The organism is Limnochordia bacterium (assembly GCA_023230925.1).
GTDB lineage: Bacteria > Bacillota > Limnochordia > DUMW01 > DUMW01 > JALNWK01.
On record JALNWK010000019.1, the window covers coordinates 34,913 to 51,961 of the forward strand.

13 protein-coding genes are annotated in these 17,049 nt (G+C 48.3%); 10 read left to right on the top strand and 3 right to left on the bottom strand.

The genetic code is table 11. The features are described from left to right. Positions 1-77 precede the first annotated feature (77 nt). From M0Q40_06085 to splB, 9 genes are all read left to right on the top strand, one after another. The gene (locus M0Q40_06085; GenBank protein MCK9222179.1) at positions 78-1,355 is read left to right on the top strand and encodes an extracellular solute-binding protein; all 1,278 of its coding nucleotides are present in this window, start codon (positions 78-80) and stop codon (positions 1,353-1,355) included. A gap of 149 nt (positions 1,356-1,504) precedes the next feature. Then, the gene (locus M0Q40_06090) at positions 1,505-2,278 is read left to right on the top strand and encodes a hypothetical protein (GenBank protein MCK9222180.1); all 774 of its coding nucleotides are present in this window, start codon (positions 1,505-1,507) and stop codon (positions 2,276-2,278) included. A gap of 475 nt (positions 2,279-2,753) precedes the next feature. Next, positions 2,754-2,939, top strand: a complete 186-nt coding sequence (locus M0Q40_06095) for a hypothetical protein (GenBank protein ID MCK9222181.1) — start codon at positions 2,754-2,756, stop codon at positions 2,937-2,939. Positions 2,940-3,329: 390 nt separating this feature from the next. Further along, positions 3,330-4,613 carry a sugar ABC transporter substrate-binding protein gene (locus M0Q40_06100; protein MCK9222182.1) on the top strand — a complete coding sequence of 428 codons (1,284 nt, stop codon included), beginning with the start codon at positions 3,330-3,332 and terminating at the stop codon, positions 4,611-4,613. Positions 4,614-4,782: 169 nt separating this feature from the next. Beyond that, positions 4,783-5,553 (top strand): hypothetical protein, encoded by a 771-nt coding sequence (locus tag M0Q40_06105; GenBank protein MCK9222183.1) that lies wholly within the window; start codon positions 4,783-4,785, stop codon positions 5,551-5,553. 791 nt (positions 5,554-6,344) lie between these two features. Continuing rightward, positions 6,345-8,126: a hypothetical protein gene (locus M0Q40_06110; protein ID MCK9222184.1), complete on the top strand. Its 1,782-nt coding sequence runs from the start codon at positions 6,345-6,347 to the stop codon at positions 8,124-8,126. 238 nt (positions 8,127-8,364) lie between these two features. Beyond that, the gene (locus M0Q40_06115; GenBank protein MCK9222185.1) at positions 8,365-9,639 is read left to right on the top strand and encodes an extracellular solute-binding protein; all 1,275 of its coding nucleotides are present in this window, start codon (positions 8,365-8,367) and stop codon (positions 9,637-9,639) included. A gap of 122 nt (positions 9,640-9,761) precedes the next feature. After that, positions 9,762-10,523 carry a hypothetical protein gene (locus tag M0Q40_06120; protein MCK9222186.1) on the top strand — a complete coding sequence of 254 codons (762 nt, stop codon included), beginning with the start codon at positions 9,762-9,764 and terminating at the stop codon, positions 10,521-10,523. A gap of 257 nt (positions 10,524-10,780) precedes the next feature. Further along, positions 10,781-11,830, top strand: a complete 1,050-nt coding sequence (splB, locus tag M0Q40_06125) for a spore photoproduct lyase (GenBank protein MCK9222187.1) — start codon at positions 10,781-10,783, stop codon at positions 11,828-11,830. A gap of 238 nt (positions 11,831-12,068) precedes the next feature. Here the strand turns inward: splB and M0Q40_06130 are convergent, their stop codons facing one another. The 3 genes from M0Q40_06130 to M0Q40_06140 form a co-directional block, all read right to left on the bottom strand. Continuing rightward, the gene (locus M0Q40_06130; protein MCK9222188.1) at positions 12,069-13,457 is read right to left on the bottom strand and encodes an MATE family efflux transporter; all 1,389 of its coding nucleotides are present in this window, start codon (positions 13,455-13,457) and stop codon (positions 12,069-12,071) included. Further along, positions 13,435-13,950 (bottom strand): MarR family transcriptional regulator, encoded by a 516-nt coding sequence (locus tag M0Q40_06135; protein MCK9222189.1) that lies wholly within the window; start codon positions 13,948-13,950, stop codon positions 13,435-13,437. The genes M0Q40_06130 and M0Q40_06135 overlap by 23 nt, the downstream gene beginning before the upstream one ends. Before the next feature lie 327 nt (positions 13,951-14,277). Then, entirely contained in the window at positions 14,278-15,522 is a 1,245-nt protein-coding gene (locus M0Q40_06140) for a mechanosensitive ion channel family protein (protein MCK9222190.1), read from the bottom strand. Between the two features lie 213 nt (positions 15,523-15,735). Here M0Q40_06140 and M0Q40_06145 point away from each other — a divergent pair, with 213 nt between their 5' ends. After that, entirely contained in the window at positions 15,736-16,878 is a 1,143-nt protein-coding gene (locus M0Q40_06145) for an amidohydrolase (GenBank protein MCK9222191.1), read from the top strand. Positions 16,879-17,049 lie beyond the last annotated feature (171 nt).

A 17,049-nucleotide genomic window follows, 5' to 3' on the forward strand; every position in this document is an offset into this window, starting at 1 on the left:
GGGATTCGGTCAGATTAGTTAAAAGAACGAATGGTTTGGAATCAGGAAAGTATGTTCAGCAAATGGAGGTCACGCAAATGAACTATCGAAAATCCGCACTTACGCTTTATCTGGTATGCTTAATGCTCGGTTTAGTTACCGGATCAGCCTTTGCGGAGAAAGTACAGATCAAGGCTGTCATTTGGGGTGGAGAAAACGAACTGGAAGTCGAACAGGAGATTGTTGAGGAGTTCAATCAGTTGTATCCGGACATCGAGCTAACTGTTGAGTCCTATGCTGGATACGACGATAAGATTCTTGTCGAGACTGCAGGTGGAGTAGGCCCGGACATCATGCTGCTAGACTCCATTTCCGTTCCCTTCTGGATGGAAAAAGGTGTATTAATCGACCTAACACCCTATCTAGCAGAAGAGGACAGCGATTTCCTCGAGCAGTTCTTCCCAAACGTAGTTGATGCTGGTCGCATCGGGGATAAGTTCTATGCTCTCCCTAAAGACTTTACTCCCCAGGTACTGTATTACAACAGACGGGCGTTTGATCTTTCGGGAATCACCGAACCCCAACCGGGCTGGACATGGGATGAGTTTATGGAGAAAGCACCCAAACTTACCAGTGACGAACCTCGCAGAGAACGGCGCGCCGTGTATTTCGATGACTGGATCTATCGCTGGGTTAACTGGATCTGGTCCTTAGGTGGCGAAGTCCTCGCATGGGAGGACGGCCAGCTAAAAGCTGATGGCTACCTCAACTCCATGGAAACGATCGAAGCATTTGCAGAATATATCGGACTTAGAAACGATCGCGGCGTGGCCATTGCCTGGCGTGATATCGGCGTATTAGGTGTGGAACCACTCCTTAGCGGCCGATGCGCCCTGTGGGGTTCTGGACATTGGTGGTTGCAAAGCCTTCGCCGGCTCCGGGCCTTCAAACCTGAAGAGATTCGAGTGGTGGGCTATCCTGTACGGGATGAACGGGCAAACCTAATGGCCGAATCAGGTTTTGCCATGACTGTTAACACAAAAAATCCCGAGGAAGCATGGGAAGCAATTAAGTTTCTCACCGGACCTTTCGCCCAGGAGAAAAGGGCAGAGAGCGGCCTTGCGGTATCTGCAAACATCGCGGTCGCCCAAGAGTTTGCCTACGCCGACCCCATAGAAGAAGGCTTCCTACTGGAAGTACCCTTCATGAAAGTACACGTAATTGAACATCCCGACTCGGACCGCATCTCGGATATCATTGATACGGCAGTGCGATCCGCCATTTATGACGGAAAGGCCCTTGGGCCGACGTTGGAGATTGCCACCGAGCAAGTTGAAATGGTACTCAAGGAAAATCCCTGGTCGCCATTTCAATAGTAAATAGATCTGTGTGGAAACACAGAACAGGGAGACTAACATTCAGCTTTATTAGCCTCCATCACCAACTCCAATAGGGGAGCGAAAGGAGGACCTGGAACTACCACATAGCATTGTTACTATAATTCACCTGAAAGGGGCAATTCAAAATGAGAAATAGAATCTGTCTATTTGCATCTTGCATTTTACTCTTAGTACTTTCTGTAGTCCCAGCTATGGCTGAGAAGAATCCGAACAAAGCCATCGGATATTTCTTTGAGCAGGCGCCCACTATCGATGGGGATCTGTCCGAGTGGAACTTGGCCAAGCCAGCGGTTGTTATTGAACCCGGGTCCAATGTGATGAAAGGGGACCTAGAATCAGCCGCAGACCTTACGCTCAAACTATATGTGGGATGGGACTATGAGTATTTGTATATAGCCGTTGATGCTTTGGATGATTCCGTACTAGGCACATTTGATCTTAGTGACTATTGGGCCCAGGATCGCGTAAACCTGTGCTTCGATGCCCTAAATGACAGCACCCTTGAAGCATACGGTAAGGATAACCCTGGCAGTGATGAATGGCAAGACGATGATTACTGGGTTTATTTCCACCCCTTCGGTGGTGACGAAGAAGAAGGCCTAGTTACCATCATGTGTAACACCCATTGGACCGCAGTAGCCGATGCAGAAATTGCCGCGGTTAGAACCGACGACGGCTACCGTACGGAAGTGAAGTTACCCATAGTTCAGCTACCTGAACTATGGATCGAAGAAGGTACCGTGATTGGCTTTGACGTCTTTGTTACCGATGGAGATGTCAATGACTGGGGCGAGTTGGTCATGTCTGAGATCATGTGGGGAGGCTTTGACTATCCTGAAGGCGGCGGCATTAGGTGGCAGTATTGGAAGGTCGGAGCATTGGAATTCGTTGTAGAGTAGAACCTCGTCCTTAACATTGGTTCAAAGGGGGCTGCAGTTTCTGCAGCCCCCTTTGGATCTCTGCTGCAGATCACGCTTCTAGCAGAGGATTAACTAGGTAGTGTGTACGGCCACCGCGCGTTACCTCATCTCGTCCTTGCCTAGTTTTGCGGCGGTCTACGTACTATTCTTGCCAGCTTTCCGGAACCAAAATAAACCATGATCATTCATGCTGGGGTTTTGACATAAGCTTTCTCGGTTCGGATGCCGTTTTATTATCCGGAAAACTCTTTTCGTCGGTAAGCAGGAGAATGGAAATGTTTCGCGAGGTTATCAGATAATTACATTCCTTCGCGAAGGGTAGTGTTGGTATGGCTCGATCTACGGGACCTGATTCTAAGCTAGGACAAAAGAAGTCCGCAGACAACGATTCATAGTGCCATCAGCCTTGATAATACTTACATATATGGTTAAAACATTGTTGGGGATCGTGCATATGTATGCTATGCCAACCTTGCTGTTCACTGATCCGGCAATGATGAAAGTAATGGGGTTTAATGCTCGCTGGATAGATGAGGGCTTATGTCGTCGTTCCCATGAGAAAAGAGGAGAGGACAAGGAACCTCCCAAACCTTTTAGTGCTCAAATGGTGGCTAACTTCATAGCTGATTTGCTGTCTTAGCCGGCTATACGTTACGAATTTTGTCTGAAGAACTTGGTACACCGGAACAAATATTCGCTCGCTATGGGCTTGATTTACCAAACTAGCACATGGTTTCTCTTTTTTTCGCCGGGCTTATGTCAAAACCCCAGATCATCCATGAACTATTGCAGGAAATAATGGACCTTTCGTCGAATAATGGAATTAGAGACTATTGAATCGTCTATTACTGCAAAACTAGAACCAAATTTAGGGCACACAGCCAGAACCTATATCCATAGCATTTGATTAGTCGTGTCTTCATATGGTTTCCACAGTCGAAATTCCTTCGGATAGAATACTGGGTGCTTGAAGCGAATAGGCTTGCCAATAGAGGAGAGCAGCAACTATCCGCAAACGGAGGTAGGGATAATGAAGACTCGGAAGTTAGCGGGAACCCTAGCATTGCTTTGCCTAATCATCACATCGCTTACTGGATCTGTTCTTAGCGAGAAGGTCACGATTAAGGCTGTCATTTGGGGAGGGCAGAACGAGTTAGAGGTTGAGCAGCAGATTGCCGAGGAGTATAACCGACTGAATCCGCACATTGAACTAGTTGTTGAGTCCTATGGCGCCAGCTACAACGATAAGATCCTGGTAGAAACCGCGGGCGCGGTAGGTCCCGATGTCATGCTACTAGACTCAATAGCCGTTCCCTTTTGGGTTGATAAGGATCTATTGATCGACCTCAAACCATATTTGGAGCGGGATGAGCCAGATTTTCTTGATCAGTTTTTCCCAAACGTGATCGATGCTGGTCGAGTCGGGGATAGACTATATGCCATACCGAAGGATTTCACACCCCAGGTGCTTTACTACAATCGTCGTGCCTTTGATCTAGCCGGGATCACCGAACCCGAATTTGGTTGGACGTGGGAGGAATTCCTAGAAAAAGCTCCCAAGCTTACCAGCGATGAGCCCCGCCGCGAACGATATGCCGCTTACTTTTCCGATTGGATCTTCCGTTGGATCAACTGGGTGTGGTGTCTAGGGGGCGAAGTACTCGGTTGGGAAAATGGTCAGCTGATGGCCGATGGATACCTAGACTCAAAGGCCACCACTGAAGCAATTGGCGAGTTTATTGCCCTCAAAAATGACTATCGTGTGGCTATTAGCAGTCGTGATGTAGGCATATTAGGTGTTGAACCACTCCTTACTGGTCGTTGCGCCCTGTGGGGTTCTGGACATTGGTGGTTAGTAAACCTGCGCAAGCTGAGGGCCTTCAAACCCGAGGAGATCCGAGTAGTGAACTATCCTGTGCGGGTACAACAGGCCAACTTGATGGCTGAATCAGGCTTTGCCATGACTGTCAATACCAAGCATCCTGATGAAGCCTGGGAAGTAGTCAAGTGGCTTACCGGACCCTTTGCCCAGTCCGCAAGGGCTGAAAGTGGCCTGGCCATATCGGCAAATATCGCTATAGCCCAGGAATTCGCCTATGCGGACCCAATTGAGGAGGGATTCCTCCTAGACGTACCGTTTATGAAGGTTCATGTGATTGAGCATCCAAGCTACGATCAAATATCCAGCATTATTGATACTGCAATTAGATCCGCCGCCTACGATGGAAAGGCCCTTGGCCCAGCCCTGGAGATCGCCGCAGAACAAGTTGATATGGTCATCAAGAATAATCCATGGTCCCCATACGAAGAGTAGTGACTGAGCTTGACAAGAACATGAATAGGTTGTTAAGGACATACACTATTACTGATATAACCTTTATCTCAATCAACCGACGCCCCTGGAGGTGAGACGTAGAAGATACAAACGTAGTCCGCATAATCTATACGTGCTAATTCAGTTCATCCGGAAAGGAGCAAATAACATGAGTAAGAGAGTTCTTCTATTTGTTGGTGTTATCGTGGTACTAGTGCTTTCCGTAGTCCCTGTCATGGCTGAGAAAAATCCCAACAAGGCTAAGGCATATTTCTTTGATAAAGCCCCCACCATTGATGCTGACCTATCAGAGTGGGACCTAGCTAAGCCATCGATTGTGATTGGTCCAGGCTCGAATATTATGCGCGGAGACCTTGAATCTGCCGAGGATCTGACCGTAAAGTTGTATCTCGGTTGGGATTACGAGAACCTCTATGTTGCAGTTGATGTCAAAGACGACTCTGTACTTGGCACCTTTGACCTGAGCGACTATTGGGCCCAAGACCGGATCAACTTCGCTTTTGATGTCCTTAACGATACCACCGCAGAGACCTATGATACCGACAATCCGGGTAGTGGCAAATGGAAAGATGATGACTACTGGGTCTACTTCCACCCCTTTGGTGGTGATGAGGAAGAGGGCATAGTCACCATCATGCATAATAGTTTTTGGGGCGCGGTGGCTGGTGCGGAAATAGCCGCCCTACGAACCGATGATGGCTACATTTGTGAGTTGGTAATCCCCATCATTGCGCTGCCTGAACTATGGGTAGACGATGGTGTTGTCATTGGCTTTGACGTCTTTATTACCGATGGTGATGTGAATGAGTGGGGTGAATTGGTCATTTCTGAGATCATGTGGGGCAGATTCGAGTATCCCGGGACTTCCATCAAGTGGCAGTACTGGAAAGTAGGGGAGCTAGAATTTGTCATGGAATAACATTGCTTTTATTGCATCAGGGCCGATCGTGGCCCTGATGCAATACATTACCCACACATAAACAACCAATCCTGTGTCACTAGGCTTAGCACACAAGAACAGACGATTTCCGGCTCTGAGCCGTTCACCACCGAGTTGATGTGCTAAGTGACCTCTAACAAGAATACGCTACAAACACCGAGTCGTCAGAGCAGGGCTAGGAGTCAATTCACGCCAATGATGGTTACCAATTTAAGGCAGACCTTTCACTCTTAGATGAGTCTGTAACCAGCGGCGTTGAACTGTTGGGTATTATCTTTCACTACGGTATGGAGATACCAAACACCACGTCTACACTCTGGAACTGGCTTTAGGCGAATCGTTTCAGACAGGTTACCCTTTGGTCAACTGATTTTACAAACACTTAGTTTTGCTAAAAGCTTCGTGTCTGTTCCTAGAAGGCATCCAACAGCTTTCCTACCCTCGCATCCGGAACTACGCCTCGGCACGGCGGTGACTATCGCGCCAATGATCTGTATTACGGAAATTGCTGACATTGTCGATCTATTGGTGTAAAGGTAGCTCTTTTGATGGTTTACTGAAGGAAAGTATGCACCAATGTCGAACTATGATCATATACATCGTTCGCTATTCGCTTCCACATAGATGAATATTGTCGCCAACAACTTCCTTTGCTTTACTGAGTTTGCATCGACACAATGGGAACTAATCTGCACGATGCACAACGTTAACGCACATAATGACCGGCGTAAGACCGACCATTTAAGCTCTTTAGAAGGAAGGGATCGCTGTTGTACAAGTCTATTCGTTCTCTACGACATTCCGAATTGTATAGGCTCATCTTGGGTGTAGTAATCATCACACTGGGGTCAGCCTTACCCATTCAGGCCGCTTCGCCAGAAGAGGTGTCCCTAGATGATATCGTCGTCATCCCTACATTAGCTGTGTTGTTCACGCAAAGTGATGTGAAGATAGCTAATGCTACAGACATTCAAGAATTTCATAAAGAGGTAGCCGCAATCAAGGAATTCTTTGTGCAAGAGGCTGGTCCTCACTTAGAATTGGAGTTAGATTATCTGCAAATCGATCGCCGTCTTGCCTTATCCGAGTTTAACTCTCCCTCCAGCAATGCCTATCATCTTCTTGCTGCGAATGCAGCTCCTTTCCTACGCCAAAGCGGGATTGATCTTAAAAAGTATCCAATCGTGATCGCGTTTTGGGCCTGGGAGGGCCGCAATGTATTCGGGGCCGGAAAGGCCTATGGCGGTGCTGCGGAGGGTCCCGGTCTAGGGGTTATCGGCGGGGGTGCATATAACTCCCAGGGAGTGTTTGATGGGCCCCATGCAGCAATTAGCAGGGTGGGGATCCATGAGACCCTTCATAACATGGATGGGCTTTTCCATCAGTCCGGCATCGAGCGGTTTTGGCATGCAGACCACATGGCCGGACTTATGCCACTACTGTTGAGCGAAATGCCCGGTGCCTTCTTGCCCCGGCATACCGATGAGGAAATGCTGATCTTTGCAGAAAGAGAATCCCGTAGGGAGTACTCATTCCCCTGGCAAGATCAAATGGTGTTCTATCGACGAATGGTAAACCGTATGACCCCAGCTGAGTGGCGCATGTTGGAGTGGGGTTACCGCAAGGAGCAACGCAAAGTAGATCGGTTAACAAAGGATGTGTATCTAGAACCCCTGTACCAAAATATGTGGGTCCCAGAGGGTGACTTTGTCTATGTACCCATGATCCTCCGGGATCGGGCGCAAAAACCAATTAAATCAGCCGCGGTGAGCATCGAAGGAGAGCAGACCCTCGAGTACCAAAGCTATGCTCATACCGACGGAGCCATAGTCTTATACGAGAACGGCCTATATGGCGGCTGGTTGCCACCAGGAAAACAAGGCGAGCTTCAGGTTACCGCACAGCTGGCCGATGCACAATCTCTTTCTTCAGTGGTCAATGTCCATCGACAGAAAAGGACTATGATCGTCGCGCCGGTGCGCTGGGAATGGCATGTGGATCTGGAATCTGTATGCCGCATTCCTGTCCAAGTAGTCGCAGAGCATCTACCATTAGGCTTCGATGGTGATGCAACAGATATTGCGGTTGAACAACCCCAGCTATTTGCTCTCCTAGGCCGTGATCAACTAGAAGTTGAACAGATTAGCCCAACCGAATTTGTAGTCCTAGTTCCCACTGATGCTGTGGCGGAACAAAAAACCGTGGAGATTATGCTCGTGGCAGAGAGCCTACAAGGATACGATCAGCGTCCACTCGTGGTTGATACTGAAGTATCATGGATTTTGCGGACACGCTCTATTCATACCGAAAAGGACACCCCCACGGAAATTCCAGTCTTGGTAATCACCAGGGATAGACTTGTCGAGGGGGATTTTCTGGTTTGGGCCGAGACACCCGAGGGAGAACTAATCTTCAACAAGGAGACCGATGTACGGTACGTCGCCACATGGACGCCAAGGGAGGCAGGTACATTCACGATCAAGATTCATTCACAAAGGAAGGGCACATCATGTGTGCTAGCAGAGGAGATCACCGTCGAAGTTAAGCAATGATCCCAGTGTGTTGGTGCAACAACATCGGTCGGCATTGAAACAGACCGCGACACAGAGGAAAACACAAAGCACAAAGACATCGTCAATCACACAATGTACCTGTATAAGTTGAACAGGGTTCTGGTTTGGAACCCAGGCTCGACAGAACAGTACTTTCGTAGCACTGGAGTCCGTTTACCGTGTTAAGGCTCGGCAGTTGTACGCGCGATTAACTATATTGTGTTAGGAGGCAGTCCAAATGAAGGAACGAAGATTAGTTGTGATCATTGCTCTGGTTTGTTTGATGCTTATTGGTGTTGGCAATGTGTCTTTCGCAGAGAAGGTGAAGATTAAGGCTGTGATCTGGGGAGGTCCCTCAGAGTTAGAAGTAGAGGAGATTATTGCCGAGGAATTCAATCGACTATATCCTGATATAGAGCTCATTGTTGAGTCGTATGCTGGGTACAACGATAAAATTCTTGTGGAAACCGCCGGCGGTGTAGGCCCGGACATCATGCTGTTGGACTCCATTTCCGTTCCCTTTTGGGTGGATACGGGGATCCTATACGATCTTAACCCGTACATCGCCAAAGAACCCGGTGATTTCCTGGACCAATACTTCCCAATCGTCGTCGATGCAGGACGCATCGGGGACAGACTCTATGCCATACCGAAGGACTTTACACCCCAGGTATTATACTACAATCGACGTGCTTTTGATCTTGCCGGAGTCACAGAACCAGAACCGGGTTGGACCTGGGATGAGTTTATGGACAAAGCCCCGAAACTCACCAGCGACGAACCCCGCAGAGAAAAGTATGCAGTATTCTTTGATGACTCTACTTACCGTTGGATTAACTGGATCTGGTGTCTAGGTGGAGAAGTACTGGCTTGGGAGGATGGACAGCGCAAGGCTGATGGGTATCTAAACTCGCAGGAAACCACTGAAGCCTTTACCCAATTGATTGCCCTAAAAGACGATTACAATGTCGCCATCCCCTGGCGGGACATAGGCATATTGGGCATCGAACCATTAGTCAGTGGTCGCTGTGCTCTTTGGGGTTCAGGCCACTGGTGGCTGCAAAGTCTTCGTAAGCTGAGGGCTTTCAAACCAGAGGAGATCCGGGTAGTGGGATATCCCGTTAAAGAAGCTCGGGCTAACTTAATGGCCGAATCCGGATTTGCCATGACCAAGAACACTAAGGATCCCGAAGCAGCTTGGGAAGCAATTAAGTTCCTTTGTGGGCCCTTTGCCCAGGAAGCCCGCGCTGAAAGCGGTTTGGCCGTATCCGCTAATATTAGTGTTGCCCAGGAATTCGCCCTTTTAGACCCCATCGAAGAGGGATTCCTACTGGAAGTACCCTTCATGCGCGTGCAGGTAATTGACTATCCAAACTCCGGGGACATCAACAGTGAATTGAGCAAAGCCTTTCAAGCTATCGCCTACGAAGGCAAGGCCATAGGTCCTACCCTGGAAATTGCCGCTGAGCAAATTGACCTGATCATCAGGGAAAATCCCTGGTCGCCTTTCTGACGGGCAAAGCACATTGGTCTTAGGGGAAGCGACTGATATAGTAGTTCCCCAGCGCAAATTGATAGCACGTTCTCACAGCGGATAGCCAACCAAACAAGGTACAAACATGAAAGGAGAAAACAATGAGAAAGAGTATCCTACCGCTATCCTTGATTATCTTGTTGATGTTGTCATTAGCTCCTGCTATGGCTGAGAAAAACCCCAACAGAGCTAAAGCCTATTTCTTCGCTAAGCCCCCAGTAATTGATGGTGAACTATCGGAATGGAACCTAGCAAACCCATCGCTTGTGATTGGCCCTGGATCAAACGTGATGAAAGGAGACCTTCTCTCAGCAGAGGATCTCACCTTAAATCTTTACGTTGGATGGGACAATGACAACCTCTATTTGGCAGTGGACGTGAAGGACGATTCAGTACTAGGCACATTTGACCTCGATGATTACTGGTCCATAGACCGGGTCAACTTCGCCTTTGACGCCTTAAACAACACCACCAGCGCAAGCTACGCCACTGATAGCCCCGGAAGTGGAGAATGGGAGGATGATGATTACTGGGTCTATTTCCAACCCTTTGGTGGTGATGAGGAACAAGGTACGGTTGTGATCATGAACAATGCCAAGTTCGCCAACATAAAAGAAAAAGAGATTCATGGTGTAAGAACTGCCGACGGATATCGCTGTGAGGTGAGAATCGCCCTCACCGAACTACCGGAGTTACTCCTTAAAGAAGGGGCCGTTATTGGTTTTGACGTTTTCGTAACCGACGGTGATGTAGATGACTTTGGTATTCTCACCATGTCTGAAATTATGTGGGGTGGATTTGATTACCCCGGTGGGCTCAAGTGGCAGTTCTGGAAAGTCGGGGAATTGGAGTTCGTTAAATAACCGACTCAAAAGGCAGGGGAGGGTAACCTCCTCTGCCTTCAATGAACACGCACCCCGAGCACAGCTTCCAGAGCATTAACCACTCGTGAACTGCCTACCTCTGGGGTACGCATACCTCCACGAAGTACTCCCTCTTCTTTTTTGTAGACCTACCATCCTAGATCCCCCTGAATTGGCCACATTTAATCCTTTTGTGGGGATAATCACGTTACTAGGCCAGTGACATTCCGGGCAACATATGACCAGAGGGAAGGAGCGTGGAGATAATCAAGACCGTCACACTCCCACAACTAGATACGCGACTTTTTATGCCCACACAGGTATTCTTTGAAGAGGCGGCACTAGACTATCCTTTAGGCCGTCGCTTGCAGGAGATGTTCTCGCTTAGGGGCATCCCCCTTCAGATGACCCCATCCCACAATCGACTAAACATTGAAGGTGCAACCTATGCCGAAAGGTTTCATCGGGCCAAGGAAACATTAGTAGTGGGCGTCAAGAAAGACCTCACTTTACAGCCTTGTCGTCCATCGGCAGATTATCGCCTCATAGAAAACACTAGTTGTCCCGGTCGTTGTCATTACTGCTATCTAGCCGCAAGCCTCGGCGAGCGAGTATACATGCGGATCTATGTTAACATCGATGAAATCCTACAATCCGCACGAAAGAAGATTGTGAGCAGACAACCCCAAACAACTACCTTCGAAGCCAGCAGTTCATCGGATCCAGTGGCCCTTGAACACCTCAGCGGTTCTTTACGGAAGACAATTGAGTTTTTCGGAGAACAACGATGGGGTCGGCTCCGTGTTGTTACAAAATTTGCAAACATATCGTCGTTTCTGGATATTAACCACCAAGGCAACACGAGATTTCGATTCAGCATTAATACAGACCGGATCATCGACAATTACGAGGAACATACTGCCTCCCTTGATCAACGCTTGGAGGGAGCAAAACTTCTTTGTCAAGCAGGATATCCCATCGGATTTATTATCGCGCCCTTACTGATCTATCCCCACTGGCAGGAAGAGTACAGTGTACTGCTCGATAACGTTAAAGATACCTTAAGAGAAGTAAGTAGGGAGCAGCTCACCTTCGAACTGATCATGCATAGATTCACAGCCCGCTCTGCACGGCTTATTAAAGAACGGTTTCCCCATTCATCCTTAGATCTAAGTCAAGAGGGGCGGGTTCACAAAGGATTCGGCAAGTACGTCTATGAACCTTCTAAGGCCGAGGAGCTGGAGCAATTTTTGAGGGCAGAGATCAACAACAGATTCCCCCAAGGTGTGGTGGAATACTTCACGTAGCCTTCTTCGAGTTTGTGTATTGGAGACCGTGATCCGTCGGTTATCTGGCGGCTCCAACAACCTGCTTAGAAGGGGCGTAGAATACTTAACCGCTACCCTGCAAGGCCAATCTGGCCGAAGCAGGGTAGCAATGGCTGTTTAATCAAGGGCATACCTACCAAAACAGGTTTACTTGCATCGCACATAACCACAGGATAGTAGCATTAGCTCCCACCCGTCGCCCATGTTAGAACCCGTCTTAACCTTTGCTAGGTTGAACCTCCCTTGAAGCAACAGCCTTTTCCTGCCAACGGCCTGCTTTATAAAAAGCATAGTGGAGGAGAAAGCCGCTCAGTGAACTTAGTACAATCCCGAGCCAGACTCCTGCCACACCCAGCTGGGGTAAAGTTGAGAGATACTTAGCAAGAGGAACACGCACTACCCACAGGGATATCAGGGTAATCACCATTGTTGATGTCGTATCCCCGGCGCCACGCAAGACACCACCTAAGGTCAGCATTAATGACATCGGGATATAGGAGAAACTCATGTATTTAAGGTATAACGCGCCCTCACGAATTACATCCGGTTCTTTGGTAAACCATACAAGAAAGAATTCCGGCTTGAAATAGGAGATGAGTGAGAAGATGAGAGTAATTGCTATTCCCAGCAATGAACTCCACCGCACCGTCTCATAGACCCGCTCGGTTTTCCCCGCCCCCATATTCTGTCCAACCAAAGCAGACACAGCAATGCCAATACTCATCGCCGGCATAAATGCAAAATGATCTATTCGCGCCGCCGCGCCAAATCCTGCAACCACCGTGGCGCCAAAGCTGTTTACGAGTGCACTAACAACTAATGCGCCTAAGGAAACTAGAGCCTGCTGAATACCTGCGGGAAGTCCAATTCTGAACGTTAAACCCGTCAGCTCCCAATCAGGTCTAAAGGTCCCCGGTTTGTAGTGAACAAGACCCGATGACACATAAAGATAGCGCAGTGCCAACACCGCCGATACCACCTGGGATAGCACCGTTGCTAAGGCGGCACCCTTCACTCCCATGGGGGGAATTGGCCCTAACCCGAAAATGAAAACCGGATCCAAAACAATGTTCAGCACAGTGGTATACGCCAGAAAACGCAAGGGGGTTCGGGAATCCCCCAAACCTCTTAGAACTGAGCTGGCCACATTGTACAAGAACATAGCAACAAGCCCGGTCATAAACACCCCGAGGTAAGCATCAGCAAGATCAATGATATCCTCGGGTGTATTGATCATCTGGAGTAGGGGGCGCCTAAAAACAACACCAACCACGGACACGATGGCACCACATACAGTAAGTAACAGGACTGAATTGTTGATCGTCTTGGTGACTCTGTCTTCCTCTTGGGCACCGAAATACTGGGAAACCATGATCGTAGTAGCCATGGTAATTCCACTGATCAGAGCAATTAGCGAAAAAATGACCGGAAAGCCTACGGAAACCGCCGCAAGGGCCTCATGCCCAAGAAATCGTCCGACCCAGATACTATCTACCGTATTATACAGAGCCTGTAGTAAGTTTCCCAAGAACATAGGCAGCGAAAAACCGATTAAATGCCTTAAGATACTTCCCTCAGTGAAATCAACAGTTTTCGAGTTCTTCAATTCGAGATCCCTTCCTGGCAACAATATCATCTAGATTTGCTAAATCTGCTAATTCTATGGCCATTTTGAGCTTGGCAAGCAGCTCAACAAAACTCTCCAGCTCATCTTGAGTAAATACCTTGAAGTTCTGATCAATGCAGTAGTCGTAAACCTTGCATAAAGTCCCAAGAAGCTGAGCTGCTCTCCCTGTTAACTGCAAGCGACTAACGCGCAGATCCGCAGGTTCCTGAAGCCTTTTAACCAAACCGTCCCGTTCCAGTCGCTTCACGATTCCCGACACCGTACTAGGTGCTAAGTTCAGCTCTCGAACCACCGCCGTAAAGGTAGGCGGCTCCTTAGTATGCCCGGCAATCACCTGAAGTACTGCAAGCTGGGACGGTGTAATCCCGGTGTGCTGTCCGAACAAGAACCCAATTTGATAGCGCATACCATGAAACACATCATGGAGTAATGCTTTGACAGCCGTAATCTGCTCTGACATCACATCGGCCATAGAACGCCCCCTTCCTTTACTAGTTCGCTTACGAACTACTAACCTATGCGTTAACAACGCTATCGAATATACTACGGAAAAAGGCTAGACCTGTCAAGTTTTGAAACTGCCCTCTGCTTTTCGCCCCTAAGCAAACTAAAGCATTAGCCGACAGCAAAGACATAGATCAGCTATATTAAATGGTTGGACACAGGGTACAAAGGAGCATGGGGCGATCAAATTGAGTATATACTCGCGGATCTAGATCCTGGAAATGAATACCTACCACCGCGCAGTCTCAAAGGTAAAAGATTGTGTTTCACCCGGCTTTGTCAAATCCCAGCGGACTTAGTTACCATCAGATTCTCCATTGTATTTGCCTAATACCAAAGGATGCAGGTCAAAACCGGTGGGGTTCTGAAAGATCCGCAAATCGAAGTGGGGCGCCGCCGCAAGGATATGATCAAAGATATCCGCCTGCACCGTTTCGTAATGAGCCCAAACAACATCGTTCACAAAAACATAAATCTCCAAAGGTAGACCCTCAGGCGTTGGCTGTAACTGGCGCACCAGAAAAGTCATGTCCTGCCGGATCCGCGGATGGTTACGTAAATACGCGGTCACATAGGCACGAAAGGTCCCCACATTGGTCATCCGTCGGCCATTGACAATATGGGAGGAATCAACGTGATGCTTTTGGTTGAATGCGACAATCTCCCGTTTTCTCTCCCTGATGTAATCTTGAATCAACTGGATCCGTTCATAGCGGGCTAGCATCTCCTCATCACAAAAGCAAATACTAGATTGATCGATCAGAATCGCTCGTTTAATCCGCCGCCCCCCCGATTCAGCCATCCCGCGCCAATTTCTGAAAGGGTCCTCCACCAACTTGTAAGTTGGAATACTGCTAATCGTCTTGTCCCAGTTCTGCACCTTAATGGTATGCAGTCCCGCTTCAATTACATTACCATCTGCCTCGTACTTAGGCATCTCAATCCAATCGCCTTCACGCACTAGGTCATTACTAATAATCCGCACACTAGCCACAAAGGAGAGAATCATATCCCGAAAAATGAGCATCAGCACAGCAGTAACCGCCCCAAGGCCGCTTATAAATGCAATGGGAGACTTATCCAACAACATAGAAATGGCAATGACTCCCACCCCGAGGTAGATAACCAACTTAATCGTCTCTACATAACCTTTTACCGGACGCCGCGTTGATTGATGCGAGGATGCATATAGTGAAAACAAGGCAGATAGGAACTTTCCCAGGAACATCCCAAAGATAACCACGATCCATATGCTCGTAATCTTCTCTAGACCATGTCCTACGGTAGGTAACAGAGCTGCCCCTTGGTTAATAATCAGCGCCGGAACCAGGTAGGGGAGATTATCAAATACACCCTGTTCAAAACAGATCTCATCCCACGTCATCCTTGTTTGGCAGAATATCCGATATAGCAAAGCCAATACATAACGTCTAACCAGTAGATGAACTACTCCACCGATAACCAATAGTCCAAGGAGAGTAACAATCTCATTTAGTAGTGGACGATCTGCAAAGAAACCCACGACATCATGCCAAACCATCGGATCCCCTTCTTTTTCCAGTGTTCAATGCATATTATAGGTTACTCAGCCGGCACTGTAAACCCGACCCTAGGTTTATTCTTGCCTTTTGCGGAGGAAACCAACTATGCAAAGACGAATATTACACGCAGACCTGAATGCATCATTGATGTCAATACGGGCGATTCATCCATCACAAATATGCAAGAGAGCATAGTAAAGGAAGTGAGGCCGATGTTGGCGATTGTCGGTGGGAAAGTCTGGACCATGGTCGGCCGGGAGCTTGACCCTGGTGTCATTATCATTGAACAGGGAAAAATCTCTGCAGTTTCCTCGGATCTACCAAACCTCGAAGGAGCAGAGATAATCGATGCCAAGGGCAAAGTAATTACACCCGGTCTGATCGATGCACATTGTCATGTGGGATTATATGAAGAAGGAATTGGATGGGCCGGGGATGATATTAACGAAGCCACTGACCCATTGACTCCCTATCTGCGCGCCATTGACGGGATCAATCCAGAGGATCAGGGCCTAAAAGATGCGGTATGTGGTGGGGTAACCACCGTCTGTACAGGACCGGGTAGTGCAAATGTAATCGGGGGACAGTCTGTGGTCATTAAAACCAATGGCCGGGTTGTTGATGAGATGGTGGTCAAACATCCTGCGGGCTTGAAAGTGGCCTTCGGGGAAAACCCCAAAAGGTGTTTCCAGAACAAGAATGTTAGTACCCGGATGGCGGTGGCTGGAATCCTCCGGATGCAGCTGGCCAAGGCGGTAGATTACGTAGCGAAACATAGTAAAGCTAAGGAGGATCAAGTGGTGGAGAGGGATCTAGGCATGGAAGCCCTAGCCTTGGTCCTACGCCACGAGATCCCTTTGCGGGCCCATGCCCATCGGGCAGATGATATGATGACTGCTATGCGCATTGCCGAGGAATTCGGAATAGATTTGGTATTGGATCACTGCACCGAAGGACATAAAATTGCGGATATTATCGCCGAGAAAGGGTACCCGGCTATCGTAGGTCCAACCCACACCTCCCGCAGCAAGATTGAACTGAAGGACAAGCAGCCATGCACACCCGATGTACTCACGAAAGCGGGAGTATTGGTGGCACTAATGACAGATCATCCGGTTATTCCAATCAACCAGCTTATTGTCGCTGCTGCCATGGCGGTCAGATCAGGTATGGACCGGGAAGATGCTCTCAGGGCTGTTACCATCAATCCCGCCCGGATCCTGGGTGTAGAATCTCAGGTAGGAAGCATTGAACCAGGCAAAGATGCGGACCTGGTAATTTGGTCTAGGGATCCCTTGGACGTGATGGCCCGTGCCGAGCAAGTGCTGATCAATGGAGAAACAGTCTTTAACTAATAGAGATCTCTCGGAAAGTAAATGCTAATTGGGAATATATGGAAACCACATGATGAAATGAAGTAGTTTCGCTTTGCACCTTGACAACTTCATAAGCAAATTAGTCAGGTGGTTGATCTTGCCCTAAAAAAGGGTACGTTGAAGTAGAACCGGATGGACCACCGATTCTGG

What these genes read in the sequence shown, in the direction of transcription:
- M0Q40_06085 (MCK9222179.1), top strand. Translation starts at nt 78, where the DNA reads ATGAACTATCGAAAATCCGCACTTACGCTTTATCTGGTATGCTTAATG.
- M0Q40_06090 (MCK9222180.1), top strand. Translation starts at nt 1,505, where the DNA reads ATGAGAAATAGAATCTGTCTATTTGCATCTTGCATTTTACTCTTAGTA.
- M0Q40_06095 (MCK9222181.1), top strand. Translation starts at nt 2,754, where the DNA reads ATGTATGCTATGCCAACCTTGCTGTTCACTGATCCGGCAATGATGAAA.
- M0Q40_06100 (MCK9222182.1), top strand. Translation starts at nt 3,330, where the DNA reads ATGAAGACTCGGAAGTTAGCGGGAACCCTAGCATTGCTTTGCCTAATC.
- M0Q40_06105 (MCK9222183.1), top strand. Translation starts at nt 4,783, where the DNA reads ATGAGTAAGAGAGTTCTTCTATTTGTTGGTGTTATCGTGGTACTAGTG.
- M0Q40_06115 (MCK9222185.1), top strand. Translation starts at nt 8,365, where the DNA reads ATGAAGGAACGAAGATTAGTTGTGATCATTGCTCTGGTTTGTTTGATG.
- M0Q40_06120 (MCK9222186.1), top strand. Translation starts at nt 9,762, where the DNA reads ATGAGAAAGAGTATCCTACCGCTATCCTTGATTATCTTGTTGATGTTG.
- M0Q40_06135 (MCK9222189.1), bottom strand. Translation starts at nt 13,950, where the DNA reads ATGGCCGATGTGATGTCAGAGCAGATTACGGCTGTCAAAGCATTACTC.
- M0Q40_06140 (MCK9222190.1), bottom strand. Translation starts at nt 15,522, where the DNA reads ATGGTTTGGCATGATGTCGTGGGTTTCTTTGCAGATCGTCCACTACTA.
- M0Q40_06145 (MCK9222191.1), top strand. Translation starts at nt 15,736, where the DNA reads ATGTTGGCGATTGTCGGTGGGAAAGTCTGGACCATGGTCGGCCGGGAG.